Genomic DNA, 19152 nt, shown 5'->3' with positions numbered 1-19152 from the left:
CGACTTGCTCTGGGAAACACTGGAGTCCATGCAGTGGCTACATACAGGAACCAGTCACGGATCAAGAAGCAGGAGCGCAATGACCCGAGTAAAACAACCCGACTAGCGCGGTAGAATTTTTACCCAGTATGGGAATGGGCTGGATAGCTTGATCGGCAAGTTGGCCTGGAGATTTAACAGAACTTTGTCTGTGTCTTTGAGGGGAAAGGAGCCAAAAATGCGCATATCGGCAATCTCAGGCGCGCAGGTGACATAGCCTGTTCGGTAGCGATTCAGTTGTACTAAAAATTCACTAAGTGGGATGTTGTCGGCAAGCAGGATGCCTCGACTCCAAGCCGGTTGGTCGAATTTTATTGCGTGGGTTGGATCAGTATGAGTTGTGACAAACTGGGTTTCCTGGCCTGCTTGCAGCAGTTGTTTTGAGGCGGTTGGATCGGTGGGTTGGATTTCAACGCTATTGGCATAAACAGCGACCTGGCTGTAGTCGGGTTGTTTGCTAACGCTAAAGCGTGTGCCGAGCGCCCTAACCCTGCCGTCTTGTGTATCGACCACCAATGGTCGGTGCCAACCGATGTTGTCTTTGGCGGTTTCGATGTAAATTTCACCGGCAAGCAACTGTAAGCGTCGCAAATCCATGCTGAATTCAACATTCAAGGCGCTGCCGCTATCCAGCATGACCGTTGAGCCATCCGCCAAGGTGATGGTTTTGGTTTCACCCTGTGCAACATGATAATCCGCAGTCCATGCTTGCCAATAGCGGCTGCGGGAAAATTGCCAACTGGATAATCCCACCGCACCTAACAGCATGAGGTTCTTGATAGCGCGTCTACGATGTATATCAGGCGCTGTGAGTGCAACTAAGGCGGCCTTGGGGGGAGTGATCTGAGTCGATCTGCATGGAACTCCACTCTGGACCATGCGGTTTGGTGGTCCGGGTGTTCGGTCAGCCAGGTTTCCCATTGTGCTTGCTCAATTGGGTGTGCCTGCCCTTTACGCAGGATCGCATACCATTCGGCAGCCTGAGCCAGGATTTGCGGATCAATACTAGCGCGGCGTTGATTTTGCACGTTGCGTTAAAGGTCCGCGCTCAAGCATTGCAACATGGCTTGTGCAACATATTTTCTGACCATACGGTCACTGACGCCCATCTGCTGGGCAATTTCGGCATCGGTGAGATCTTCAAAGTGCGCCAAGAAAAATGCCTGACGGACTTTTGCCGGGAGTTGATTCAGTAATTCATCGATTTCTCGTAGTACCTCAAGAATGATGGCGTTTTCCTCGGGTGAGAGGACAAATTCTTCTGGAAAAGCCGCAATACGCTCCAGGTAGGCTTGTTCTATGTCGCTTCGTCGCCAGTGGTTAATCAGCAAACCATTTGCGATCGTTGTCAGAAAGGCGCGAGGCGCTTTTAGATTGGGGGCTTGTTTTGATGCAATGACGCGCACAAAGGTATCATGCGCATGATCTTCTGCTTGCAAGCGGCAGGAGACTTTGCGCTCAATCCAATGTAAAAGCCAATCATGGTGGTCTGAATATAATTGGCTGATGATGTAATTGTCAGTTAATCCTTTTGATGTCATGCATTACAGGGTCGAAACAAAAATTGGTTACAATCCATAGATGAGGCAATTTTTGTACCTTGCCTTAGAGTTGCTCTTTTTTGTTAGCATTTATTGATTGATTTTTATATATAAACAATTGGTTACGAAATTTTAGACTAAGAAGAATAGCTATGGCAGCTCGGTCAACTAATCTGATTTACGCACGGAGTACGCGATTTGACATGATTAAACCGTGTTAAATGACATGATTTAATTAAATTTGCATGTATCCCCGTGTCTTCTGAGGCATCAGAAAGCACACCCCAAGATTCGTCTTTGCGTGGCAAAATTTGAAAATGCCGGGAACTTCGCTATTAAAGAATAGCGCTAATTGACTGAACGTAACTTGGTCGGCCAACGTAAGCAATCTAAGAAAGACAACGTTGAGCGTCCGCTTTTCATCAAATTTGCCCTGCAAATACTTTTGAAACTAACATCTCTGAATGTCGCCTTGGGGTCGATTGTGACAAATCGCTACTTCCAAAAGCCGCCATTCAATACTAGCTTAATGGTATCGGGTTGGGTGGCGGTTTTGCGATTGGAATTAGTGGCTGTTTTCAGTCGGAATGAGTGTCTGGTTTGAGGTGGCATATGCAGCTTGTGCTTCCAGCAGGGCAAAATCGCAATGCGTCGCCAGACAATCGGCCAAACGTTCGATACCGGCTTCGCGTAAGGTGTTAAAATCCAGCGCTTGTGCGTGCCGATAACCTGCCCAGTTCAACAGGGCGTTGCAGGCTTCGGGCAAATCGAATAAACCGTGCAGATAACTTCCCGCCACCTGTCCGTCTGCTGATACGGCACCATCGTTGCCTTCGGCAAGTGAAAATAAGGGGTTTGACAGCGCGGAGCCGCTGCTGACGCCCTGATGAATCTCGTAGCCGGCTACCGGCGTAGTGTGCCGGTAAAAAGTGCCGGCGGTTTGTCGCAAGCATTTTTCCGTTTGCAAAACCGTTTCCAACGCCAACAAATCCAAACCTGCAGAACGACCGGCCGGACCTTCCAGTCCCAGCGGATCGTCAATGTGCTTACCCAGCATCTGAAAACCGCCGCAAATCCCCAGCAGTTTGCCCCCATAACGCAGATGGCGACTGATAAACGTGTCCCAGCCTTGCGCTCTAAGTCTAGCTAAATCGCTACGCACCGACTTGCTGCCAGGCAGCACGATCAAATCGGCACCCGCGAGTTGAGCGGGGCTTTTCGCAAAGCTTACCTGCACGCCGGGATGCAATTGCAGTGGATCGAAATCGGTATGATTGCTGAAGCTGGGTAGATGCGGCACGACGATATGAAAAGCGCCGGTTTCGCCCTGTTGGGCATGCCGGGTGGATAAAGCGTCTTCGGCTTCCAGATAGAGATCGTGCAAATACGGCAGCACGGCCAACACCGGCTTGCCGGTTCTCTGCTCCAACCAGTCTAAACCCGGTTGTAATAGCGCGATGTCGCCCCGGAAGCGGTTGATGACAAAACCGACAACGCGTTGTTGCTCGCTTGCCGACAGCAGTTCCAGCGTGCCGACCAAGTGTGCAAATACGCCACCGCGATCAATGTCGGCGATCAAAATCACCGGACAATCCACGGCTTCGGCAAAGCCCATATTGGCGATGTCGCCGGCGCGTAAATTAATCTCGGCTGGACTGCCGGCACCCTCGACTATCAGCATCTGGTATTGCGAGCTCAAGCGTTGCCACGATTCTAAAACCGCTTGCTTGGCAACTTTTTTATAATCGTGGTATTGGCTGGCCGATTGATTTTGCAGGACTTTGCCGTGAATAATCACTTGTGCGGTGGTATCGGTATTGGGCTTTAGCAGTACCGGATTCATATCACTATGCGGCGGCAAACCGCAGGCTGCGGCTTGGGCGGCTTGGGCGCGGCCGATCTCGCCGCCGTCGATAGTCACCGCGCTATTCAGCGCCATGTTTTGCGGCTTGAACGGCGCGACGGCGATACCTTGGCGCCGGTAATAACGGCACAAAGCGGTTACCAAGGTACTTTTGCCGGCGTCGGAAGTGGTGCCTTGCACCATCAACGCTGGGAACGGCGGTTTAGGATACATCGGGCCAGCCGTTTTCGTAGACAAATGCCGATAAGGGTTGCGGCGTTGCCCAATTTTCCAGTTCCAACATCGGTTTGGGGTAAAACTCGGCAACATGGCCAAGGCAAAGCACCGCAATCGGCCGACTACCGGCAGGCATTTTCAATAATAGCGCCAAGGCTTCGGGGTCGAACAGCGAAACCCAGCCCAAACCCAGGCCTTCCGCGCGCGCTGCCAACCACAGGTTTTGAATCGCGCAGGCCGCCGAGGCCAAGTCCATCTCCGGCAATGTCCTGCGACCGAAAATGTGTTGTTCGCGTCGATCCGGTAACGCTACGATCAGCAGTTCGCCGCAATCGAGTATGCCTTCCACTTTAAGCTTCATAAATTCATCGTGCCGTTCGGCCAACGCCTCGGCAGTGAGCCGGCGCTCTTGCTCGACCAGCGTATGAACATCCTTGCGTAAATTGCGATCAGTGACGCGGATAAAGCGCCAAGGTTGCATCAAGCCGACGCTGCCGGCTTGATGCGCAGCCTGCAACAGGCGGGTGAAAATCTCGGCATCGACCGGAGCCGAGAGAAAATGCCGCATGTCGCGGCGTTCGGCAATGGCGCGATAGACGCCGGCAAGTTGTTGATCGGGAAAACGATGCACGGCTGAGGAGGCCTTAGAATCCAATGGGGCTTCGGGAATTGCTGGCGACCGTGGAATTCGCGGTGTCATGGCAGCATAGCCGCAACGAGTACGGCCGCTTCTGTCAGCTCAACCGCCGCACCGTATACGTCGCCGGTTACGCCGCCCAAGCGCGACATAGCGGATTGCCGTACCCAAAATAATACGCCGCCGGCAAGCAGTACCGCTGGCAAGCCTAAAAATACAATAGCGATCAGGACGCTGGTTACAAACGCCCAATTTGCTTTCGACCTTGGCAGTTGTTGTAGTAGCGCTTCGGCTAAACCTTGCGGGCGAACATAGTCTGTTGTCAGCATCAACCCCAGGATTACGGCGCGGCCTAAAACCGGAGCTATCAGCATGGGGGCGAGGCGAGATTGTTCGAACATGGCGGTCAGCGCGGCAAACTTCAGCATTAAAACAAGGATCAGCACACTAACCGCAATCGGCCCGGAAGCCGGATCTTTCATGATTTGTAGGCTGCGCTGCTTATCGCCGTGGCCACCCACCCAAGCATCGGCACAATCGGCCAGACCGTCCAAATGCAAACCGCCGGTCAGTAACACCCATATTGCCAACACGATTGCCGCGAGCAACATAGGCGAACTGCCGGCAAACAGCATCGCCGGCAGACCCATTAGAATACCCAGCAGCATACCTACCGCAGGATAATACAAAACCGAACGCCCCAATACGGGCGCGCCAGTGTCATAGCGATAGCTAACGGGTATGCGAGTCAGAAATTGCAAGGCGACTAGAAAAGCATCCACGACTATTTCAGATGACGTCCCTTGGCATCTTTGTAGATATGCCCCGTGGCAATCAACACGCCTTCTATGAAGCCCCACATGACGCCGAAACCGCCGGTAATCAGCGTGACTACGGCTTGGGTAAATCCGAGAAAATAAAAGCCCAGATAAATGCGATGTAAACCGATCGCGCCGAACGCGATGCCCAGTAAAGCTGCCACTATCTTGCTTTTGACTGGTTTGGCTTCCATCAGATAAGCGCCGACCAGACTGACGTCGGTGACTTTGCCGCTTTCGTGATCGAAATCCACGTCGTCGCCGAGTTTTGGTGGCGCTTCCGATGTCCATTGATCGAGATGGAATTCGTAGAATTGACCTTCGTATTTGATCACGCCGGTCTGGCATCTTTCATCGTAACTTTCTATGTGTCCTAGCATGTTGTTTACCAAATCATCGTTATATGTTTTTATTATTATGTGCAGCTTGTCATCGCGGGCAGCTGCGGGTCTTAAAGCAAGCTCGACAATAATTAGCCAAGCTTATTTTTCGACGCTCATGATACGGGAAAGCCAAAGACCCCGCTATTGCACCTGAAACAGATGGCCGGCGGACAGACTATTTCAAGCAGTGGAGACTTGCGCCTGACTGAATGTAGCCATTTCATTGTGTAAGTGGCAGGCCATTTGCAACAACGGTACTGCCAACACCGCACCGCTACCTTCGCCCAGACGCATTTCCAGATTTAACAACGGCCGCGCATTTAGTGCTTGCAGTACGCGGGCATGGCCTTTTTCTGCGGAACAATGGCCGTAAAAAAACCAATCTACGCAACCGGGATTAATACCCGTCGCCAGCAAAGCTGCAACGCTGCTGATAAACCCGTCGATCAACACCGGTAAACCATTTTGGGCTGCGCTGATGTAGGCTGCGGTTAATGCGGCGATTTCGAAGCCACCTAAGGCTTTTAAAATATCCAATGGCGAGCGCAAAGCGGCTTGGTGCTGTTGTAAGGCTGAGTCGATGACGCCGGCTTTGTGATCGATTTGTCCGGCGTTCAGGCCAGTACCGGCGCCGGTAATTTCGGCGGCGGGTATCCGCAAGCTGGCGGCTGCCAGTGCACTGGCGCTGGTGGTATTGGCGATGCCCATTTCGCCGCCAATAAATAAATCAGCCTGGTTCGCTACGGCCCGCTCGACGGCAGCTTGGCCGGCGGCCAAGGCGATAGTTAATTGTGCGTCGTTCATCGCCGCCGTCCGATTGAAGTTGGCGGTGCCTGCGCCGGCTCGATGGCTGATGATATTGGGTAAAGCCACTGGCTGTAATAGCCCGACATCGACTACTTCGAAATGCGCATCGACATGGCGGGCCAGCACATTCACCGCTGCGCCGCCGGCTGCGAAGTTTTTTACCATCTCCATCGTGACCACTTGCGGAAACGCCGAGACGCCTTCTTCGGCAATGCCGTGATCGGCGGCAAATACGCTGATGTGAATTCTTTCCAGCTTAGGCCGTTCGTTGTGCTGCATCGCCGCTAATCTTACCGCGCAATCTTCCAGCAAACCCAAGGAGCCGGGCGGTTTGGTTAATTGCGTCTGTCTGTCCAATGCGTGTTGGTAATAGCCTGCATCGGGCGCGGCAATCGGCGCGGATAAGCTGTTCATAATGAAATTAGACGTGTTTGAGGATTTGCGGCAAACCGGCGGTGACCAGCACCACCTTGTCGCTGATTTGCGCGAGTTTTTGATGTAAAAAGCCGGCTTCGTCGACGAAACGGCGCGTCATCGCGTCGGCGGCTACGACACCCAAGCCGACTTCGTTGCTAACCATAATGACGCGTTGCCGGCCTGTCGCCAGCGCCGCGCATAAGGCATCGGCCTGTTGGCGATAGCGCTGCTCTTGCAGATTGCCTTGTTTATCGAATAACACATTACACAACCAAAGCGTCAGGCAATCGACCAGCAAGCAATGTTGTTTGCCTGCATACTCGCTAATTACCTTGGCCAAAGCGATGGGTTCTTCAACGGTTAGCCAGTGTGCCGGGCGGCGTTGTTGGTGATGTTGGATGCGGCTGTGCATCTCGTCGTCGCCGGCTTCGGCGGTAGCGATATACACTACTGGTAAACCACAGGCCAAAGCTTGTTGCTCGGCATAGCGGCTTTTACCGGAACGGGCACCGCCCAAAACCAGCTCAATCATCCGCTAACCGCACCGCCAGTACATCGCATTTGGCGTGATGCAGTACGCCGTTTGCAGTCGAGCCGAGCAACAAAGCAAAACCATGGCGGCCGTGCGAACCCACGACGATCAAGTCGGCCTGAATCTCTTCGGCTACTCGGACGATTTCCAGTTTGGGGCTACCCATTTCCAAATATTGGCGCTCCGCAGGAACATTCAGTTTTTCACCCAATTCACTCAGTCGCTTTTTGGTGGCTTCCATCAATTCCTGGGTCAAATCCACATCGAACGGAATAATGGGGCCGTAAGCCGGGTCGGTAATCGGCAGATTATCGACGACATGCACCAAGCTCAGTTGAGCATTGTTTTGCGTGGCGATTTGTTTGGCTTTTTCCGCAACTTGATCGCCATGTTCAAAAAAATCGGCAGCCAATAAAACATGTTTATAAATTGTCATAAATCCTCCTAATTGCTAGCGGCAATCTCGGTAAACAGCAAGGTCATCACCTGCGTGGAAATCAGTATATATAAAAAAGCCAGCGCCAAGCCGAACATTAGGGGTCTATCCAGGGCATGCCGGAAAATATTGCCATTGACCAGCCAGTGCCAGGCCATCAGCACTATCATCGCGATATAGGCCACCTGACTGATCTGAGTATTCAGGCTGGCGACCGCCGGAATGGCGCACAAACTAATTACCACATCTGCACCCAATAATGCGGTAAGGGTTTGCGGAAAGCGGTAGGTTTTGCCAGAAAAATATAATAGCGGATAGCAGAAACCCACCATTAATACGGTCTCCGCACCGATCTGCAGCAAGGCATGCGACCAATCGCTGTCCAGCAGCAAAATCAGCAGATTGATCAGTAGGTAGGGAATGAACATCAGCCGCAACAGCCAAGGCGATGCGGGCACATCCTGCGGCCCTTTGCGCAGAATGCAAATCTCAAAAAACAACACCATCAGTTGGTACATGTTCACTCCGCTTGTTGTAGGTTTTCCTCCGCTGCCAGCCAATCCATTTCTGCCTGTTCCAGCGCGCTATCGATTTGGCCTTTCCGACTCAGTAATTGCTTTAATTGTTCCTTATATTCCTCGACATAAATGGCCGGGTCGGCCAATTGTTCTTCCAGGTCGCGCTGCTGTTGATGAAAATTTTCCACCGCCGCTTCAGCTTTTTTCACCGCGTCCAACAACGGTTTTAAACGCTGCCGACGCTCGGCATCCAGTTTTCGCTGATCCTTGCGCGATACCCCGCCATTGTCGGTCGCCACCGGTTCGTCGCCTGCTTTTTTCTGCTCGGCCAGCCATTGCTTGTAATCGTCCAGATCGCCGTCGAACGCTTGCATCTTGCCGCCGGCCACCAATAACAATTGGTCGGTCACCGACCGTAGTAAATGCCTGTCATGCGACACTACCACGATGGCGCCCTGATATTCCTGCAAGGCCACACTCAAGGCATGGCGCATTTCTAGGTCCAGATGGTTGGTCGGTTCGTCCAACAGCAACAAATTCGGGTTTTGATAAACCAACATCGCCAGCACCAAGCGGGCTTTTTCGCCGCCGGAAAACGGTCCAACCGGATCGTTGACCTTGTCGCCGCGAAAATCAAAGCCGCCCAAAAAATTGCGCAAATCCTTCTCTGTAGCCTGCTTGTCCAGCTTTTGCAGATGCCAGAGCGGGCTTTCTTCCAGGCTCAGCAGTTCTAGCTGATGCTGAGCGAAATAGCCGATATGCAAATCCTGAGCGGTCTGTAGCTTACCAGTCAATGCCGGCATTTGCCCGGAAAGTACTTTGATCAGGCTGGACTTGCCGGCCCCATTGGGGCCCAGCAGGCCGATACGGTCGCCAGGCGCAATGGATAGGCTGGCGTTTTTTATTACCACTTTATCGCCGTAACCAATGTCGGCCTCTTCGATTTTTAGCAGCGGGTTAGGCATTTTTTTCGGCGGCGGAAAACTAAAACCAAACGGCGAATCGACATGAGCCTGAGCGATCAGCTCCATCCGCTCCAACGCTTTGATGCGGCTTTGTGCCTGTCTGGCCTTGGTGGCTTGCGCTTTAAAACGGTCAACAAAGCTTTGGATATGGGCAATTTCGCGCTGCTGTTTTTCGTAGGCGGTTTGTTGCTGAGCCAGTTTTTCGGCGCGCATGCGTTCGAAGTCGGAATAATTGCCCGTGTATATTTCGGCTCTGTTTTGTTCGATGTGGACGATGTGGTCAGTGATGGTGTCTAGAAAATCGCGGTCATGGGAAATCAACAGCAGCGTGCCGGGGTATTTACCGAGCCAATCCTGTAGATAAATCACTGCGTCCAAGTCCAGATGGTTGGTAGGCTCGTCCAGCAATAACACATCCGAGCGGCACATCAGCGCTTGCGCCAGATTCAAGCGCATGCGCCAGCCGCCGGAAAAAGAGCTGACAGGCCGGCTTTCCTGCTCGGTGCTGAAACCCAGGCCGTTCAGTAATCGCGATGCCCGCGCTTGGGCGGTATACCCGCCGACATGATCCAGAGCAGCGTGCAATTCCGCGAGTTTCAGGCCGTCGTGAGCTTGCTCCGCCGCCTGCAATTTTCCTTGCAACGCGCGCAGTTCGCGGTCGCCGTCCAGCACATAGTCTATGGCTGAACATTCCAAGGCCGGCGTTTCCTGGGCAACATGCGCGATTTCCAAATTCGGCGGCATGGAAAAATCGCCTTCGTCGGCATGTAATTCCCCGCGCAGTAACGCAAAAAGGCTGGATTTGCCGGCCCCGTTGGCGCCGGTCAGGCCGATTTTCTGACCTTTATGTATCGTGAAAGAGGCCTCGCTAAACAGCAGACGGTTGCCGCGACGGATGGCGATGTTTTTGAAATTGAGCATGATGGTGAAATTTGGCTGGGTGCGACGCCGCACAATAGGGGAATTTTAGCGCGGGAGAGGGGCGCGCGTCTTTTGCAGTTTACGTTGGATTGTGTGAGTTTGCTGTTTGGCTTGTTTTTTGCCGAGCCGAACAACTATATTGGGGCGCGAGGGGATAACGGCTAGGGAATGCGAGTAGGTGTGGAAAAGTTTTTAGGTTATCCCGGCTTCGGACTGTTTATCTTCAGCCGGGACAACGCCATCGTTTAGCTGGGGAAGGCTTAAGAGTAAGCCTTCCTAAGCATTTTAATTACCAGGATAAACTGCGTGCAATGGCACCGCTACCGTCGTACAAATAGCCGCTCTTGACTACCTTGGTAACTGTGAATGCGCAAGTGCCTTTACTGTTGCTGGGCAGCAGTGCACTGCTCAGGCTGGCGGTGCCTTTGGTGCCGGTAATAGAATAGCTGGTCCCGGTCACATTGGTTTTTGTCGTACCGGAGGTGACTGAACCGCTCCAAGTGCCATAAATGCCTGCTCCGGTAATTGTTGATGTTCCGGATTTGACGGCAATGTCGGCGACGCATTGCGATTTACCGCCGCTTAACAATTTGCGAGTCACTATGGTACTGGCAACTTTCATGTTTATTGCCGCGACACTTTGCGCCGCCTGAATACTTTGGCTGGTGCTGGTTTTCAAGCCGCTACTATCGGTAACTGTCAGGGTTGCTGTGTAGGCCCCAGGGGTGTTGTAGATATGGTTGACCGAGGCGCCGCTGGTTGCTGCTGAGCCATCGCCGAAATTCCATGCATATGAAGAGATAGAGCCACTTCTAGCGCTAGAGCCGGAACCATTCAGGGTTACGTTTAATGGTGCATCGCCGACTGTTGGCAGGGCGGAAATTACCGCTGCGGGAGGAACTGCAGCCTCAATGGGATAATTGCCGGTAATTTGGTATTGACCAAGGCTGCCGTAGTCAGAGTAACCCGTAGTTAAGTCGCCTTTACCAACCCCTTCGATTTTCAGAAAATATTTTCCGGCGTTGAGTGAAACGTTTAAGGACGCTGCCAAACTGTCCACTGGATTGGCTTGAGCAACGGTATTGCCTTGCGCGTCAATTAATTTTAGCAACACATCCAAATTGGGGGCAATTGCATCGGGTGTAACATTCAACTGCGCACTTCCCCCGCCTGTTGAAAACGCGAAAACGTCGACGTCCGTTGTGCGCTCGATGATGCCACTTTGTGAAATCGCGCTGGCATCGCCGGCTAAAGGTGCTGCACTGGCCGTCGTATCGGGGAAGTCGTCAGGCCGCACTGCGGCACCTGCGGCACTTATCACCGCGAGATCATCCTGCAGATTGTTGGCGCCCGGATACTCGCCTTTACTCCATTGTGAGACGGGTTTGTAGTAGCCCACACCCATGATCGGCGCCCAGCCGGTCGCACCGCTACCGTGGCCGGCATAGTAGCCGGTGGTGGCATTACCATCATGATTCAGGTTTAAGTTGTGCCCGACTTCGTGCGAAATAGCTTCGGCAACGTATTTGGGATAACCGTTGCCCAGTTTGTCGAAGAACACCCAGGCGGGCCGATAGCGTTCCGGGTAGGCGGCTGAATAATACGAAAACACGTTAACGTAAGCTACGCCGCCGCATGTTTGGTTGCAAAGTTCCGGCATAGATCGGGTAACCACGGCTCGAGTGCCGTACTGCACGTCGGTGGTGCTACTGCGCCTCAAGGCATCCAAAGTAGGTTCCTGAGTAGTAACGTCAACATCGAATGGGGCGTAGTCTTCCGCTACACGTTGCCATATTTCGCGAATGTTATTTAATTCCGTATTGCTGAAAGCGCCCGGGTTGCCATCGATATCATAGGCTTGAGCGGTAAGCGTAGTCATACTCCAGGCAGTGTTGGTCGCGACGTGGCCATTGAAATCCAAATAGATAACCCGATTGGAACCAGGCTTACTGTGCAGGGCGAATGGATCGGTAGTGGTCGTGCTTGCCGTGGCGCTACCAGCGCTGGTAGCGGTGGCGGTTTCTTGTTCGCCTTGACCCGGAGGAACTTTGGTATGGTCATCAATATAAAGCAAGCGACCACTTTCATCGATCCAGGCCGATGAATCGGTTCGCAATATATCTTCCAGGCGTTCGCTGGACATGTCGTAGGCTTTAGCTACGTCCCCAAGCTTATCGCCCAATGCGTCGATAGCGGCCTGACCGTTTTTTTTGCCTGTTAGCGTAATTTGCGGAAATGCCATTTCGGTTTCCGCCTCGGCGAGGTCGGCAATCCTGGCTGAGGTGTTTTGTGATTTTGCCCTAACGACTTCGAACGGGTTTTCCATGCCGGACCCATTTAAACCGGAGACGAATGCTTGAACTCGGCCATCGGTAAGCAGGGTCAAGCCATAGTTGTAGCCAACCAATGCGCTTTCGGCTTCTTGTTGTGAAGAAAAGTACAGCGGTTCTGAGGAAATACCGGCAGCCGAGGCCGGTAACGCTGTGCTCAAGTCATTTTCAATTGAGGTATTTTGTTCAACCGGCGGTGTGGCGCAACCCACTAAGGTGGTCAGTACGGCGGATGCGATAAGTGTTTGTTTGTTCATGATGGGACTCCCGTGCATTGAAAGATCACTGTACCTATTCCAAAAAAACCGGTAGATACAGGCGAATAGTTCTGTTTGTAGAGTAAACAACAAGGTGTCGAAAAATTTTGAGATCGGAGTGGCGTTTATGAAAAGAAGGGGAAAACTAAACGCATCAGTACCAAGCGGTCTTCAGTAACCCAGCCATTCAATGCCGCTGTGTTCGCGCTCGAAGCCCTTATTATCAAGTTGGATTAATGGCGATCACTAAGGACTCACGTACCGGGTGTGGTATTCGCGGGGATGATCTCTAAGGAAGCAACGGGCCCGTTTAATACTACGCAGAATCCTAGCAGAATTTTACGCGGACTCAATGTTATTCAATCAATTCGTTTTTTAGCGCAAAAAGTGTTGTCTGCTAAATCGTCTAGACTGATTTAGTAGCGATGCACGCATGGTCGCCGACGACCTATCACTTGAGGAGATTAACACATGAAATTGCCCTTATTACTGCAATTAATCGCTGCAATCGTATTGGTAACGGGATCCCAAGCTTGTGGCGCGGATATACTCACCACTGCTAATTACGTTGTCACGATTACCACGCACTGCGAAGAAGGCAACGTTAGTTGCGATAATGTCAGCTATCACGGCATATCAAAAAAAACCGGAAAATCAATTGACCTAAAAGGCAGCACCAAGCATGCAATGTGCGCTGATGGTGTAACACCTTGTAAATTTCTGGGCTATCAGTTCAAGATCGGCAATATTAATTATTTGGTTTTGGAGGCCGGTGCATTGAGAGTAGTCAAGGGTGAAAAGGACGTGCTAGTGGACGAAATTGGCGAATGGACTTATTAGCGGCGGTTGACTGGCAGATAAACTTAAGAACAGAGCGTTCAAGACACCCAGCCCTAACAAAATAAACTTTAATTGTCGGCAATGGTCTGAAGAGTTATTACAAGTTTCCAATCAAGCAAAGAGGTGAGTTATGTCGTTAAGAAACGAATTTGAAAGTTTGCTCGTTAATCTGGATTCGGTTCGCGAGGAATTGCAGCTGAAATTGCATCTAGCCTCAATGGAGGCCAAGGATGAATTCGAAGCAGCGGAAAAACAGTGGGTACAGATTAAAAATAAGGCCGCTGAGATTGCCGACGAGTCAATTGAAACCTCTGAGGAATATATCGCCAAGGCCAAAATTGTCGGCGATGAGTTGAAAGAAGCTTATCAACGAGTGGCCAAACGCCTATCCGAATGAGTTGTATAAATCCAAAAGCTAGCCGCTACCGATGTCTCAGTCTTGGCAGATGGTGATGGACTTCGAGCGCCTTTGTTAGGCTGCATGGAATTGAGCGTTGAAGGCGTGCGGTCTTTATTTCAGCAGTAAGCCCAGCCTATTCATCAACTGTCTGTTATTGTCGCCTTGCCTAGCGCCGATCCGCAGTTCTGACAATATTGTTGATCATCCGTAACATCCGCCCCGCATGCCGAACAAGTATCGGATGTCCGGGTTTTATGTCCGCATGCATTGCAGAAATGAGCGTTTGCGGCAATTTCTGCGCCGCACTGAGTGCAGGCTTGTTTTTGCGGGGGGATAAATCCCGTCACTATTTCAGCCAGCTTAGCGAGCGTATCGACCAAGTAAGCCGCATGGCGATAAGCCCTGAGCACGAACCAAATGCTGACACTTACAATCAGGATGATTGCGCTGCTATGGTAAATCGTTCTACCCAGGCCATCGACGAATGGTGCTAATAATTCCCAAAATAAGGCCTGCACGGTAATCACAATCAGCAGCGCGGTTAAAGGCTCGGCAATACCTCTGGCAAATGACAAGATACCGCCGCTATTGGGAATGGCTTCTATAACGTAGCTGGCGAAAAAATAAAATAAGATTAATGCTGCTAGTCTGGCTAGAAACCAGACAACGGCTGCAGCCTTAAATACCCCAGCCACTTCCAATTCCGTCATCACCGGCACTAGCGTAATTAGCTTGCCTATAAGCAGGATGCTGGCAATGGTGATAAATAGCTGTGCGGCTCGCTGCCATGCATTATTCGCGGAGGAAATTAAAGAAAACATACGCGTTCCAACTCCTGTTTATGGGGGACTTAATTTGAATCGATATATCGAATGAATTTTATTGCCCATTCACCCACCAGCGTTCCTTTGAGCCGGGCTTGAGTGGGATAAGTGGAGAATATCACACAAAAATTCTTACACCCTCCCGCGCAGACAAATGGCCTTTGATGATAACCAAGCCGGTCGCTAGTTATTTCCAGCTTGGCGATATCATCGCAAATGGTTTTTGCCGTATCTAAATCCGATACGGTACTATTCAATAGCAATCCCCAGTTGATTTCTCCTTCTCCCTAAGCCACATGTCCCCTGAACAATTCCAACAAAAACTCTTCATCTGGTTTGATATGCACGGTCGCAAAGATTTGCCTTGGCAACTGGAGATTAATCCCTATCGAGTCTGGGTGTCTGAGATTATGTTGCAGCAAACTCAAGTAGTCAGCGTGATTGCTTATTTCAATCGATTTGTCGCCAGATTTCCAACAGTGCAAAGCCTGGCAAGCGCAGAACTGGACGAGGTGTTACAGCACTGGTCCGGGCTTGGCTATTATGCTCGCGCCAGGAACCTGCACAAAACCGCGCAAATCGTTGCGGACAATGCCGGTGCATTTCCGCAAACAGTAGCAGAGCTCAGCGCTTTGCCCGGTATCGGCCGCTCCACAGCCGGGGCGATACTCAGCATCGCATGTGGGCAAAGCCAGCCTATCCTGGACGGCAACGTCAAACGCGTGCTGGCGCGGTTTCATGCCGTGCATGGCTGGCCTGGCGAGAATAAAGTGGCTGCACGGCTTTGGCAAATTAGTCAGCGTTATACGCCGAGGCAAAGAACCGGAGATTACACGCAGGCAATGATGGATTTGGGCGCCACGCTCTGCACCCGTAGCAAACCGTTATGCGAAGTTTGTCCGGTCGCTGCTGGCTGTCAGGCAAGGCAGTTGGGCTTGGTAAAGCATTTGCCTGGTTCCAAGCCCCGCAAGGATTTACCGGTAAAACAATTATATTTTTTGCTGTTAGTGGATGACGAAAACCGGATATTGCTGGAAAGGCGGCCGCCGACCGGTATTTGGGGAGGTCTTTGGAGCTTACCGGAGTTTGCCGATCCACAGGCTTTGCAAGATTGGTGTTTACACGGTAATTATCGAATTCATACATCGCAAACCTTGCCTAGCCAGCGTCACAGTTTTTCGCACTATCATCTGGATTACATCCCGCTGCTGGCGACACTGGAAAACCCCATAAACAATGTGATGGAAGGTGAGCGGACGGTTTGGTATAAAACTGCCGATATTAATACTTTAGGTCTACCGGCGCCGATCAAGCGTCTGCTGCAACAACATTTCACAGAGGATCAAAATGACGAGAATGATTAAATGCGTAAAACTGGGCGTTGAGGCTGAAGGCCTTGATTCACCGCCATTTCCGGGTGTCAACGGCCAACGCATTTTCGATCATGTATCGAAACAGGCCTGGAAAGACTGGTTGGCGATGCAAACCATGATCATAAACGAGCAGCGGCTGTCCAGTTTCGATCCAGCCGCAAAAAAGATATTGGAAACCGAGCGCGAGAAATTTTTGTTTGCCGGTGGCTTCGAATTGCCGGAGGGCTATGTGCCTAAAAAGGATTAGTATCGTTGAAGCTAGGCGGGTGAGTTGTAGGGGGCATCCCTGCGGTAGTGTCCGAATAATTTCTGTATAGGTTTTGTTTATTTTAAATCGCGAAAAAAGTTTGACAAATTGGCTTGGGCTGGAAAGCTTTGGATGAATGTCAAAACTATTGTCCGGAGAAAAATTATGAACGCAACCGCAGCTCCACAGATACAAGCTTTGCGTGCTACGCTCAACGACCAAGCCCTGATAGGTAAAATAGTCGATGTGTTGTATGCAAAAATGCTGGATGACTACCGCATAAACCGCTTCTTTTTCACCCGGCCTGCTGCGGAGCAGGCGGAGGCCTTAAAGGCATATTTAAGGGTTTACTTCAATAGTTTCAATAGTGCCGACGAGCAAGTATTGGAGGCATTGGATACGTATTTTACTACTGCGTTTGCTCGCACTAATGCCAAACCTAGCTTGGTCACCGGCAATGATTTTGCGTTCCTGCTGGATATTGTCGGTGGGCAAGAGATCAGAAACATTACTTTGTTAAGCCCCTCCCATTGTTTTTTGATCAAGCTCGGACCTGACGACTTCCATTACGACATTGTGATGGAACATTTGGCCGACTCTTTAAAACAACTGAATATTGCCGACGATCTGGCCTATCAAATGCTGGCTTTGGCAGAGAAAGGCAGACATGGTCTTTTGGCTAGAGGCGTAGAAGTTAAGAAAGCCGCTTGAATAGCGTTTTGGTAGCTAGGGTTTCTCTCGCTTAGGCATTGCAACCCTAGCTGTCGTCCTTGATCATTGCAACAAGAAAATCTACGAAGCTCTGAATGGCTAAGCCGGTGCCCACTGCGGTTGCCATGTTTGCCAGCAATTTGCTGACAACGGATAAAAGTTTTTCAAGCAGTTTGTGGCCGCCGATAATTTCTAGTCCGTACAGTAAAAATTCGCCTAAAAAATGATTGACGACGGCCAGTTTTAGATTTAGCTGGGTTCCCAATAAGCCTTGAGCTAACAAAGTGTGGGTTTCGGCGCGTTGCAAGGCGTCTTTTAAAGCCGAAAAATTGGAATTAAGTTCCATCCAGGCTTTTCTATAATCATCGCGAAATTTCGGTTGAAAATACTCGCCGTTATTTATCACCTTATCTAAAAACTGCTGCAGAGCATCAACGAAATTCAGCAATCTTTTTCTATCATCCTCGCCAGCCCCAAAGACAAATTTTTCCACTCGCTGTTCCTTCTATATGATGTCGGTGTTATCACCGAAAAATTGGCAGGCTGACTTTTAACCCGCGCACGAATTTTGCGCTTCGCAAAATAAGGACTATTTCTTTACATACAGGTCGGTAATCGTCCCCTCTATCATCTCCGCCGCAAACGCAAAGGTTTCTGACAACGTTGGATGCGGGTGGATGCTCAAACTAATATCGGTTGCATCCGCGCCCATTTCCAAAGCCAGCACCGCTTCTGCCACCAATTCTCCAGCGCCAGGCCCGGTAAAGCCGGCACCGAGAACGCGACCGGTGGTTTTGTCGGTGAGGATTTTGGTAATACCTTCACTACGACCTAGCGCCAGAGACCTGCCACTGGCAGCCCATGGAAACACAGCCTTATTGAATTCCACGCCTTGTTGCTGCGCCTGGGTTTCGGTTAAGCCCATCCATGCTACTTCGGGATCGGTATAAGCGACCGATGGAATGGTTAGTGCATCGAAACCGGCTTTATGGCCAGCAATCACTTCAGCGGCGATCTTGCCTTCGTGCGTGGCTTTGTGGGCCAGCATCGGATTACCGACGATGTCGCCGATCGCAAAAATATTGCTGATGTTGGTACGACCTTGCTTGTCCACTGGGATGAAGCCGCGTTCGTCGACGTTCACGCCGGCTTTGTCGGCATCGATCAGTTTCCCGTTCGGCCGGCGGCCGACAGCGACCAACACCGCATCGAACACTTCCGATTCCGGTGCATTTTTACCTTCCATCGTGACTTTAATGCCGGCGTCGGTAGCTTCCATCGCCTTGACGCTGGTTTGCAACCACAGGTTTTCATACTGTTTTTTGATCTTGCGTTGCAGCGGCGTGACCAAGTCTTTATCGCAGCCGGGGATAATCTGATCCATCAACTCAACGACGCTGATTTTCGAACCCAGCGCATGATAAACCGTCGCCATTTCCAGGCCGATGATGCCACCGCCGACGATCAGCAGATTTTCCGGAACCGTTTTCAGTTCCAATGCATCGGTGGAATCCCAAACGCGCGGGTCGTCATGCGGAAAGCTGGGGATTTTGGTTGGTTGCGAGCCGGCGGCAATAATCGCGTTATCGAATGTGACGGTTTGTACGCCGGCCTCGCTGGTCACGGTTAAGCTGTTCGCGGCGGCGAATTTGCCGACGCCATTGATTACCGTAACTTTGCGTTGTTTGGCCAATTTGCCCAGGCCTTGATTCAGACTTTGGCTGACGCTTTGTTTCCAGGCGCGGATCTGGTCAAGATCGATGTTGGGTTTACCGAAACTGACGCCATGTTCGGCCATGGCTTCCGCTTCGTGTATCACTTGCGCGGCGTGAAGCAAGGCTTTGGACGGAATACAGCCAACATTCAAACAAACCCCGCCCAATACCGGGTAGCGTTCGACCAACACGACTTGCTTGCCCAAATCAGCGGCGCGAAACGCAGCAGTGTAACCGCCGGGGCCGCCGCCCAGTACTAAAACTTCGGCATGCGTGACAGAATTGCTCATATCCTTAACTCCTAAAAAAAACTGAAATGGCTTTTGATTGATTTTTCCAACCAAGCCGTTTATTTATAATT

21 protein-coding genes are annotated in these 19152 nt (G+C 51.2%); 5 read left to right on the top strand and 16 right to left on the bottom strand.

The features are described from left to right. Positions 1-102: 102 nt before the first annotated feature. The 13 genes from EBA_RS22255 to EBA_RS22195 all read right to left on the bottom strand — a co-directional run bounded on the left by EBA_RS22255 (position 103) and on the right by EBA_RS22195 (position 12681). Positions 103-807, bottom strand: coding sequence for a FecR family protein (locus EBA_RS22255; protein WP_225616396.1), 705 nt, complete (start codon positions 805-807; stop codon positions 103-105). 50 nt (positions 808-857) lie between these two features. After that, positions 858-1067, bottom strand: coding sequence for a DUF4880 domain-containing protein (locus EBA_RS22250; RefSeq protein ID WP_229427859.1), 210 nt, complete (start codon positions 1065-1067; stop codon positions 858-860). Between the two features lie 6 nt (positions 1068-1073). After that, positions 1074-1580: a sigma-70 family RNA polymerase sigma factor gene (locus tag EBA_RS22245; protein WP_192376775.1), complete on the bottom strand. Its 507-nt coding sequence runs from the start codon at positions 1578-1580 to the stop codon at positions 1074-1076. Between the two features lie 565 nt (positions 1581-2145). Continuing rightward, positions 2146-3657, bottom strand: a complete 1512-nt coding sequence (locus tag EBA_RS22240) for a cobyric acid synthase (protein WP_192376774.1) — start codon at positions 3655-3657, stop codon at positions 2146-2148. Next, positions 3647-4291, bottom strand: coding sequence for a 5,6-dimethylbenzimidazole synthase (gene bluB, locus EBA_RS22235; protein WP_407663591.1), 645 nt, complete (start codon positions 4289-4291; stop codon positions 3647-3649). Before bluB ends, EBA_RS22240 begins: the two co-directional genes overlap by 11 nt. A gap of 65 nt (positions 4292-4356) precedes the next feature. Then, positions 4357-5079 carry an adenosylcobinamide-GDP ribazoletransferase gene (locus EBA_RS22230; protein WP_192376772.1) on the bottom strand — a complete coding sequence of 241 codons (723 nt, stop codon included), beginning with the start codon at positions 5077-5079 and terminating at the stop codon, positions 4357-4359. Between the two features lie 2 nt (positions 5080-5081). Next, positions 5082-5495, bottom strand: a complete 414-nt coding sequence (locus EBA_RS22225; protein WP_192376771.1) for a TM2 domain-containing protein — start codon at positions 5493-5495, stop codon at positions 5082-5084. 183 nt (positions 5496-5678) lie between these two features. After that, positions 5679-6719: a nicotinate-nucleotide--dimethylbenzimidazole phosphoribosyltransferase gene (gene cobT, locus EBA_RS22220; RefSeq protein ID WP_192376770.1), complete on the bottom strand. Its 1041-nt coding sequence runs from the start codon at positions 6717-6719 to the stop codon at positions 5679-5681. 7 nt (positions 6720-6726) lie between these two features. Continuing rightward, positions 6727-7254 (bottom strand): bifunctional adenosylcobinamide kinase/adenosylcobinamide-phosphate guanylyltransferase, encoded by a 528-nt coding sequence (gene cobU / locus EBA_RS22215; RefSeq protein WP_192376769.1) that lies wholly within the window; start codon positions 7252-7254, stop codon positions 6727-6729. Beyond that, positions 7247-7690, bottom strand: coding sequence for a universal stress protein (locus EBA_RS22210; protein ID WP_192376768.1), 444 nt, complete (start codon positions 7688-7690; stop codon positions 7247-7249). The genes cobU and EBA_RS22210 overlap by 8 nt, the downstream gene beginning before the upstream one ends. An 8-nt stretch (positions 7691-7698) precedes the next feature. Next, a complete protein-coding gene (locus tag EBA_RS22205; protein ID WP_192376767.1) occupies positions 7699-8208 on the bottom strand; it encodes a hypothetical protein in 510 nt (169 codons plus the stop codon). A gap of 2 nt (positions 8209-8210) precedes the next feature. Beyond that, the gene (locus EBA_RS22200; RefSeq protein ID WP_192376766.1) at positions 8211-10094 is read right to left on the bottom strand and encodes an ATP-binding cassette domain-containing protein; all 1884 of its coding nucleotides are present in this window, start codon (positions 10092-10094) and stop codon (positions 8211-8213) included. Between the two features lie 289 nt (positions 10095-10383). After that, complete coding sequence (locus EBA_RS22195; RefSeq protein WP_192376765.1) at positions 10384-12681, bottom strand: PKD domain-containing protein; 2298 nt, start codon at positions 12679-12681, stop codon at positions 10384-10386. Between the two features lie 471 nt (positions 12682-13152). Between EBA_RS22195 and EBA_RS22190 the strand changes: the two genes are divergently transcribed. Together EBA_RS22190 and EBA_RS22185 are read left to right on the top strand one after the other, a co-directional pair. Next, positions 13153-13521: a hypothetical protein gene (locus tag EBA_RS22190; RefSeq protein WP_192376764.1), complete on the top strand. Its 369-nt coding sequence runs from the start codon at positions 13153-13155 to the stop codon at positions 13519-13521. Between the two features lie 130 nt (positions 13522-13651). Then, positions 13652-13918: a hypothetical protein gene (locus EBA_RS22185; protein WP_192376763.1), complete on the top strand. Its 267-nt coding sequence runs from the start codon at positions 13652-13654 to the stop codon at positions 13916-13918. 143 nt (positions 13919-14061) lie between these two features. Here the strand turns inward: EBA_RS22185 and EBA_RS22180 are convergent, their stop codons facing one another. Continuing rightward, positions 14062-14742, bottom strand: a complete 681-nt coding sequence (locus tag EBA_RS22180) for a zinc ribbon domain-containing protein (RefSeq protein ID WP_192376762.1) — start codon at positions 14740-14742, stop codon at positions 14062-14064. A 299-nt stretch (positions 14743-15041) separates the two neighbouring features. Here EBA_RS22180 and mutY point away from each other — a divergent pair, with 299 nt between their 5' ends. The 3 genes from mutY (at position 15042) to EBA_RS22165 (ending at position 17076) form a co-directional block, all read left to right on the top strand. After that, positions 15042-16109: an A/G-specific adenine glycosylase gene (gene mutY, locus EBA_RS22175; RefSeq protein WP_192376761.1), complete on the top strand. Its 1068-nt coding sequence runs from the start codon at positions 15042-15044 to the stop codon at positions 16107-16109. Next, positions 16093-16365, top strand: coding sequence for an oxidative damage protection protein (locus tag EBA_RS22170; protein ID WP_192376760.1), 273 nt, complete (start codon positions 16093-16095; stop codon positions 16363-16365). Before mutY ends, EBA_RS22170 begins: the two co-directional genes overlap by 17 nt. Positions 16366-16530: 165 nt before the next feature. Then, a complete protein-coding gene (locus EBA_RS22165; protein WP_192376759.1) occupies positions 16531-17076 on the top strand; it encodes a globin family protein in 546 nt (181 codons plus the stop codon). A gap of 46 nt (positions 17077-17122) precedes the next feature. On the opposite strand, the gene EBA_RS22160 is transcribed toward EBA_RS22165, so the two are convergent. After that, the gene (locus EBA_RS22160; protein WP_192376758.1) at positions 17123-17569 is read right to left on the bottom strand and encodes a hypothetical protein; all 447 of its coding nucleotides are present in this window, start codon (positions 17567-17569) and stop codon (positions 17123-17125) included. A 96-nt stretch (positions 17570-17665) separates the two neighbouring features. After that, on the bottom strand, positions 17666-19081 hold the full coding sequence (gene lpdA, locus EBA_RS22155) for a dihydrolipoyl dehydrogenase (RefSeq protein ID WP_192376757.1): 1416 nt from the start codon (positions 19079-19081) through the stop codon (positions 17666-17668). Positions 19082-19152: the final 71 nt, after the last annotated feature.

Source organism: Methylomonas albis (assembly GCF_014850955.1).
GTDB lineage: Bacteria > Pseudomonadota > Gammaproteobacteria > Methylococcales > Methylomonadaceae > Methylomonas > Methylomonas albis.
This window is presented reverse-complemented; position numbering and strand designations above follow the sequence as displayed.

What these genes read in the sequence shown, in the direction of transcription:
- EBA_RS22255 (WP_225616396.1), bottom strand. Translation starts at nt 807, where the DNA reads ATGCTGTTAGGTGCGGTGGGATTATCCAGTTGGCAATTTTCCCGCAGC.
- EBA_RS22245 (WP_192376775.1), bottom strand. Translation starts at nt 1,580, where the DNA reads ATGACATCAAAAGGATTAACTGACAATTACATCATCAGCCAATTATAT.
- EBA_RS22240 (WP_192376774.1), bottom strand. Translation starts at nt 3,657, where the DNA reads ATGTATCCTAAACCGCCGTTCCCAGCGTTGATGGTGCAAGGCACCACT.
- EBA_RS22225 (WP_192376771.1), bottom strand. Translation starts at nt 5,495, where the DNA reads ATGCTAGGACACATAGAAAGTTACGATGAAAGATGCCAGACCGGCGTG.
- cobT (WP_192376770.1), bottom strand. Translation starts at nt 6,719, where the DNA reads ATGAACAGCTTATCCGCGCCGATTGCCGCGCCCGATGCAGGCTATTAC.
- cobU (WP_192376769.1), bottom strand. Translation starts at nt 7,254, where the DNA reads ATGATTGAGCTGGTTTTGGGCGGTGCCCGTTCCGGTAAAAGCCGCTAT.
- EBA_RS22210 (WP_192376768.1), bottom strand. Translation starts at nt 7,690, where the DNA reads ATGACAATTTATAAACATGTTTTATTGGCTGCCGATTTTTTTGAACAT.
- EBA_RS22205 (WP_192376767.1), bottom strand. Translation starts at nt 8,208, where the DNA reads ATGTACCAACTGATGGTGTTGTTTTTTGAGATTTGCATTCTGCGCAAA.
- EBA_RS22200 (WP_192376766.1), bottom strand. Translation starts at nt 10,094, where the DNA reads ATGCTCAATTTCAAAAACATCGCCATCCGTCGCGGCAACCGTCTGCTG.
- EBA_RS22195 (WP_192376765.1), bottom strand. Translation starts at nt 12,681, where the DNA reads ATGAACAAACAAACACTTATCGCATCCGCCGTACTGACCACCTTAGTG.
- EBA_RS22190 (WP_192376764.1), top strand. Translation starts at nt 13,153, where the DNA reads ATGAAATTGCCCTTATTACTGCAATTAATCGCTGCAATCGTATTGGTA.
- EBA_RS22185 (WP_192376763.1), top strand. Translation starts at nt 13,652, where the DNA reads ATGTCGTTAAGAAACGAATTTGAAAGTTTGCTCGTTAATCTGGATTCG.
- EBA_RS22180 (WP_192376762.1), bottom strand. Translation starts at nt 14,742, where the DNA reads ATGTTTTCTTTAATTTCCTCCGCGAATAATGCATGGCAGCGAGCCGCA.
- mutY (WP_192376761.1), top strand. Translation starts at nt 15,042, where the DNA reads ATGTCCCCTGAACAATTCCAACAAAAACTCTTCATCTGGTTTGATATG.
- EBA_RS22170 (WP_192376760.1), top strand. Translation starts at nt 16,093, where the DNA reads ATGACGAGAATGATTAAATGCGTAAAACTGGGCGTTGAGGCTGAAGGC.
- EBA_RS22165 (WP_192376759.1), top strand. Translation starts at nt 16,531, where the DNA reads ATGAACGCAACCGCAGCTCCACAGATACAAGCTTTGCGTGCTACGCTC.
- lpdA (WP_192376757.1), bottom strand. Translation starts at nt 19,081, where the DNA reads ATGAGCAATTCTGTCACGCATGCCGAAGTTTTAGTACTGGGCGGCGGC.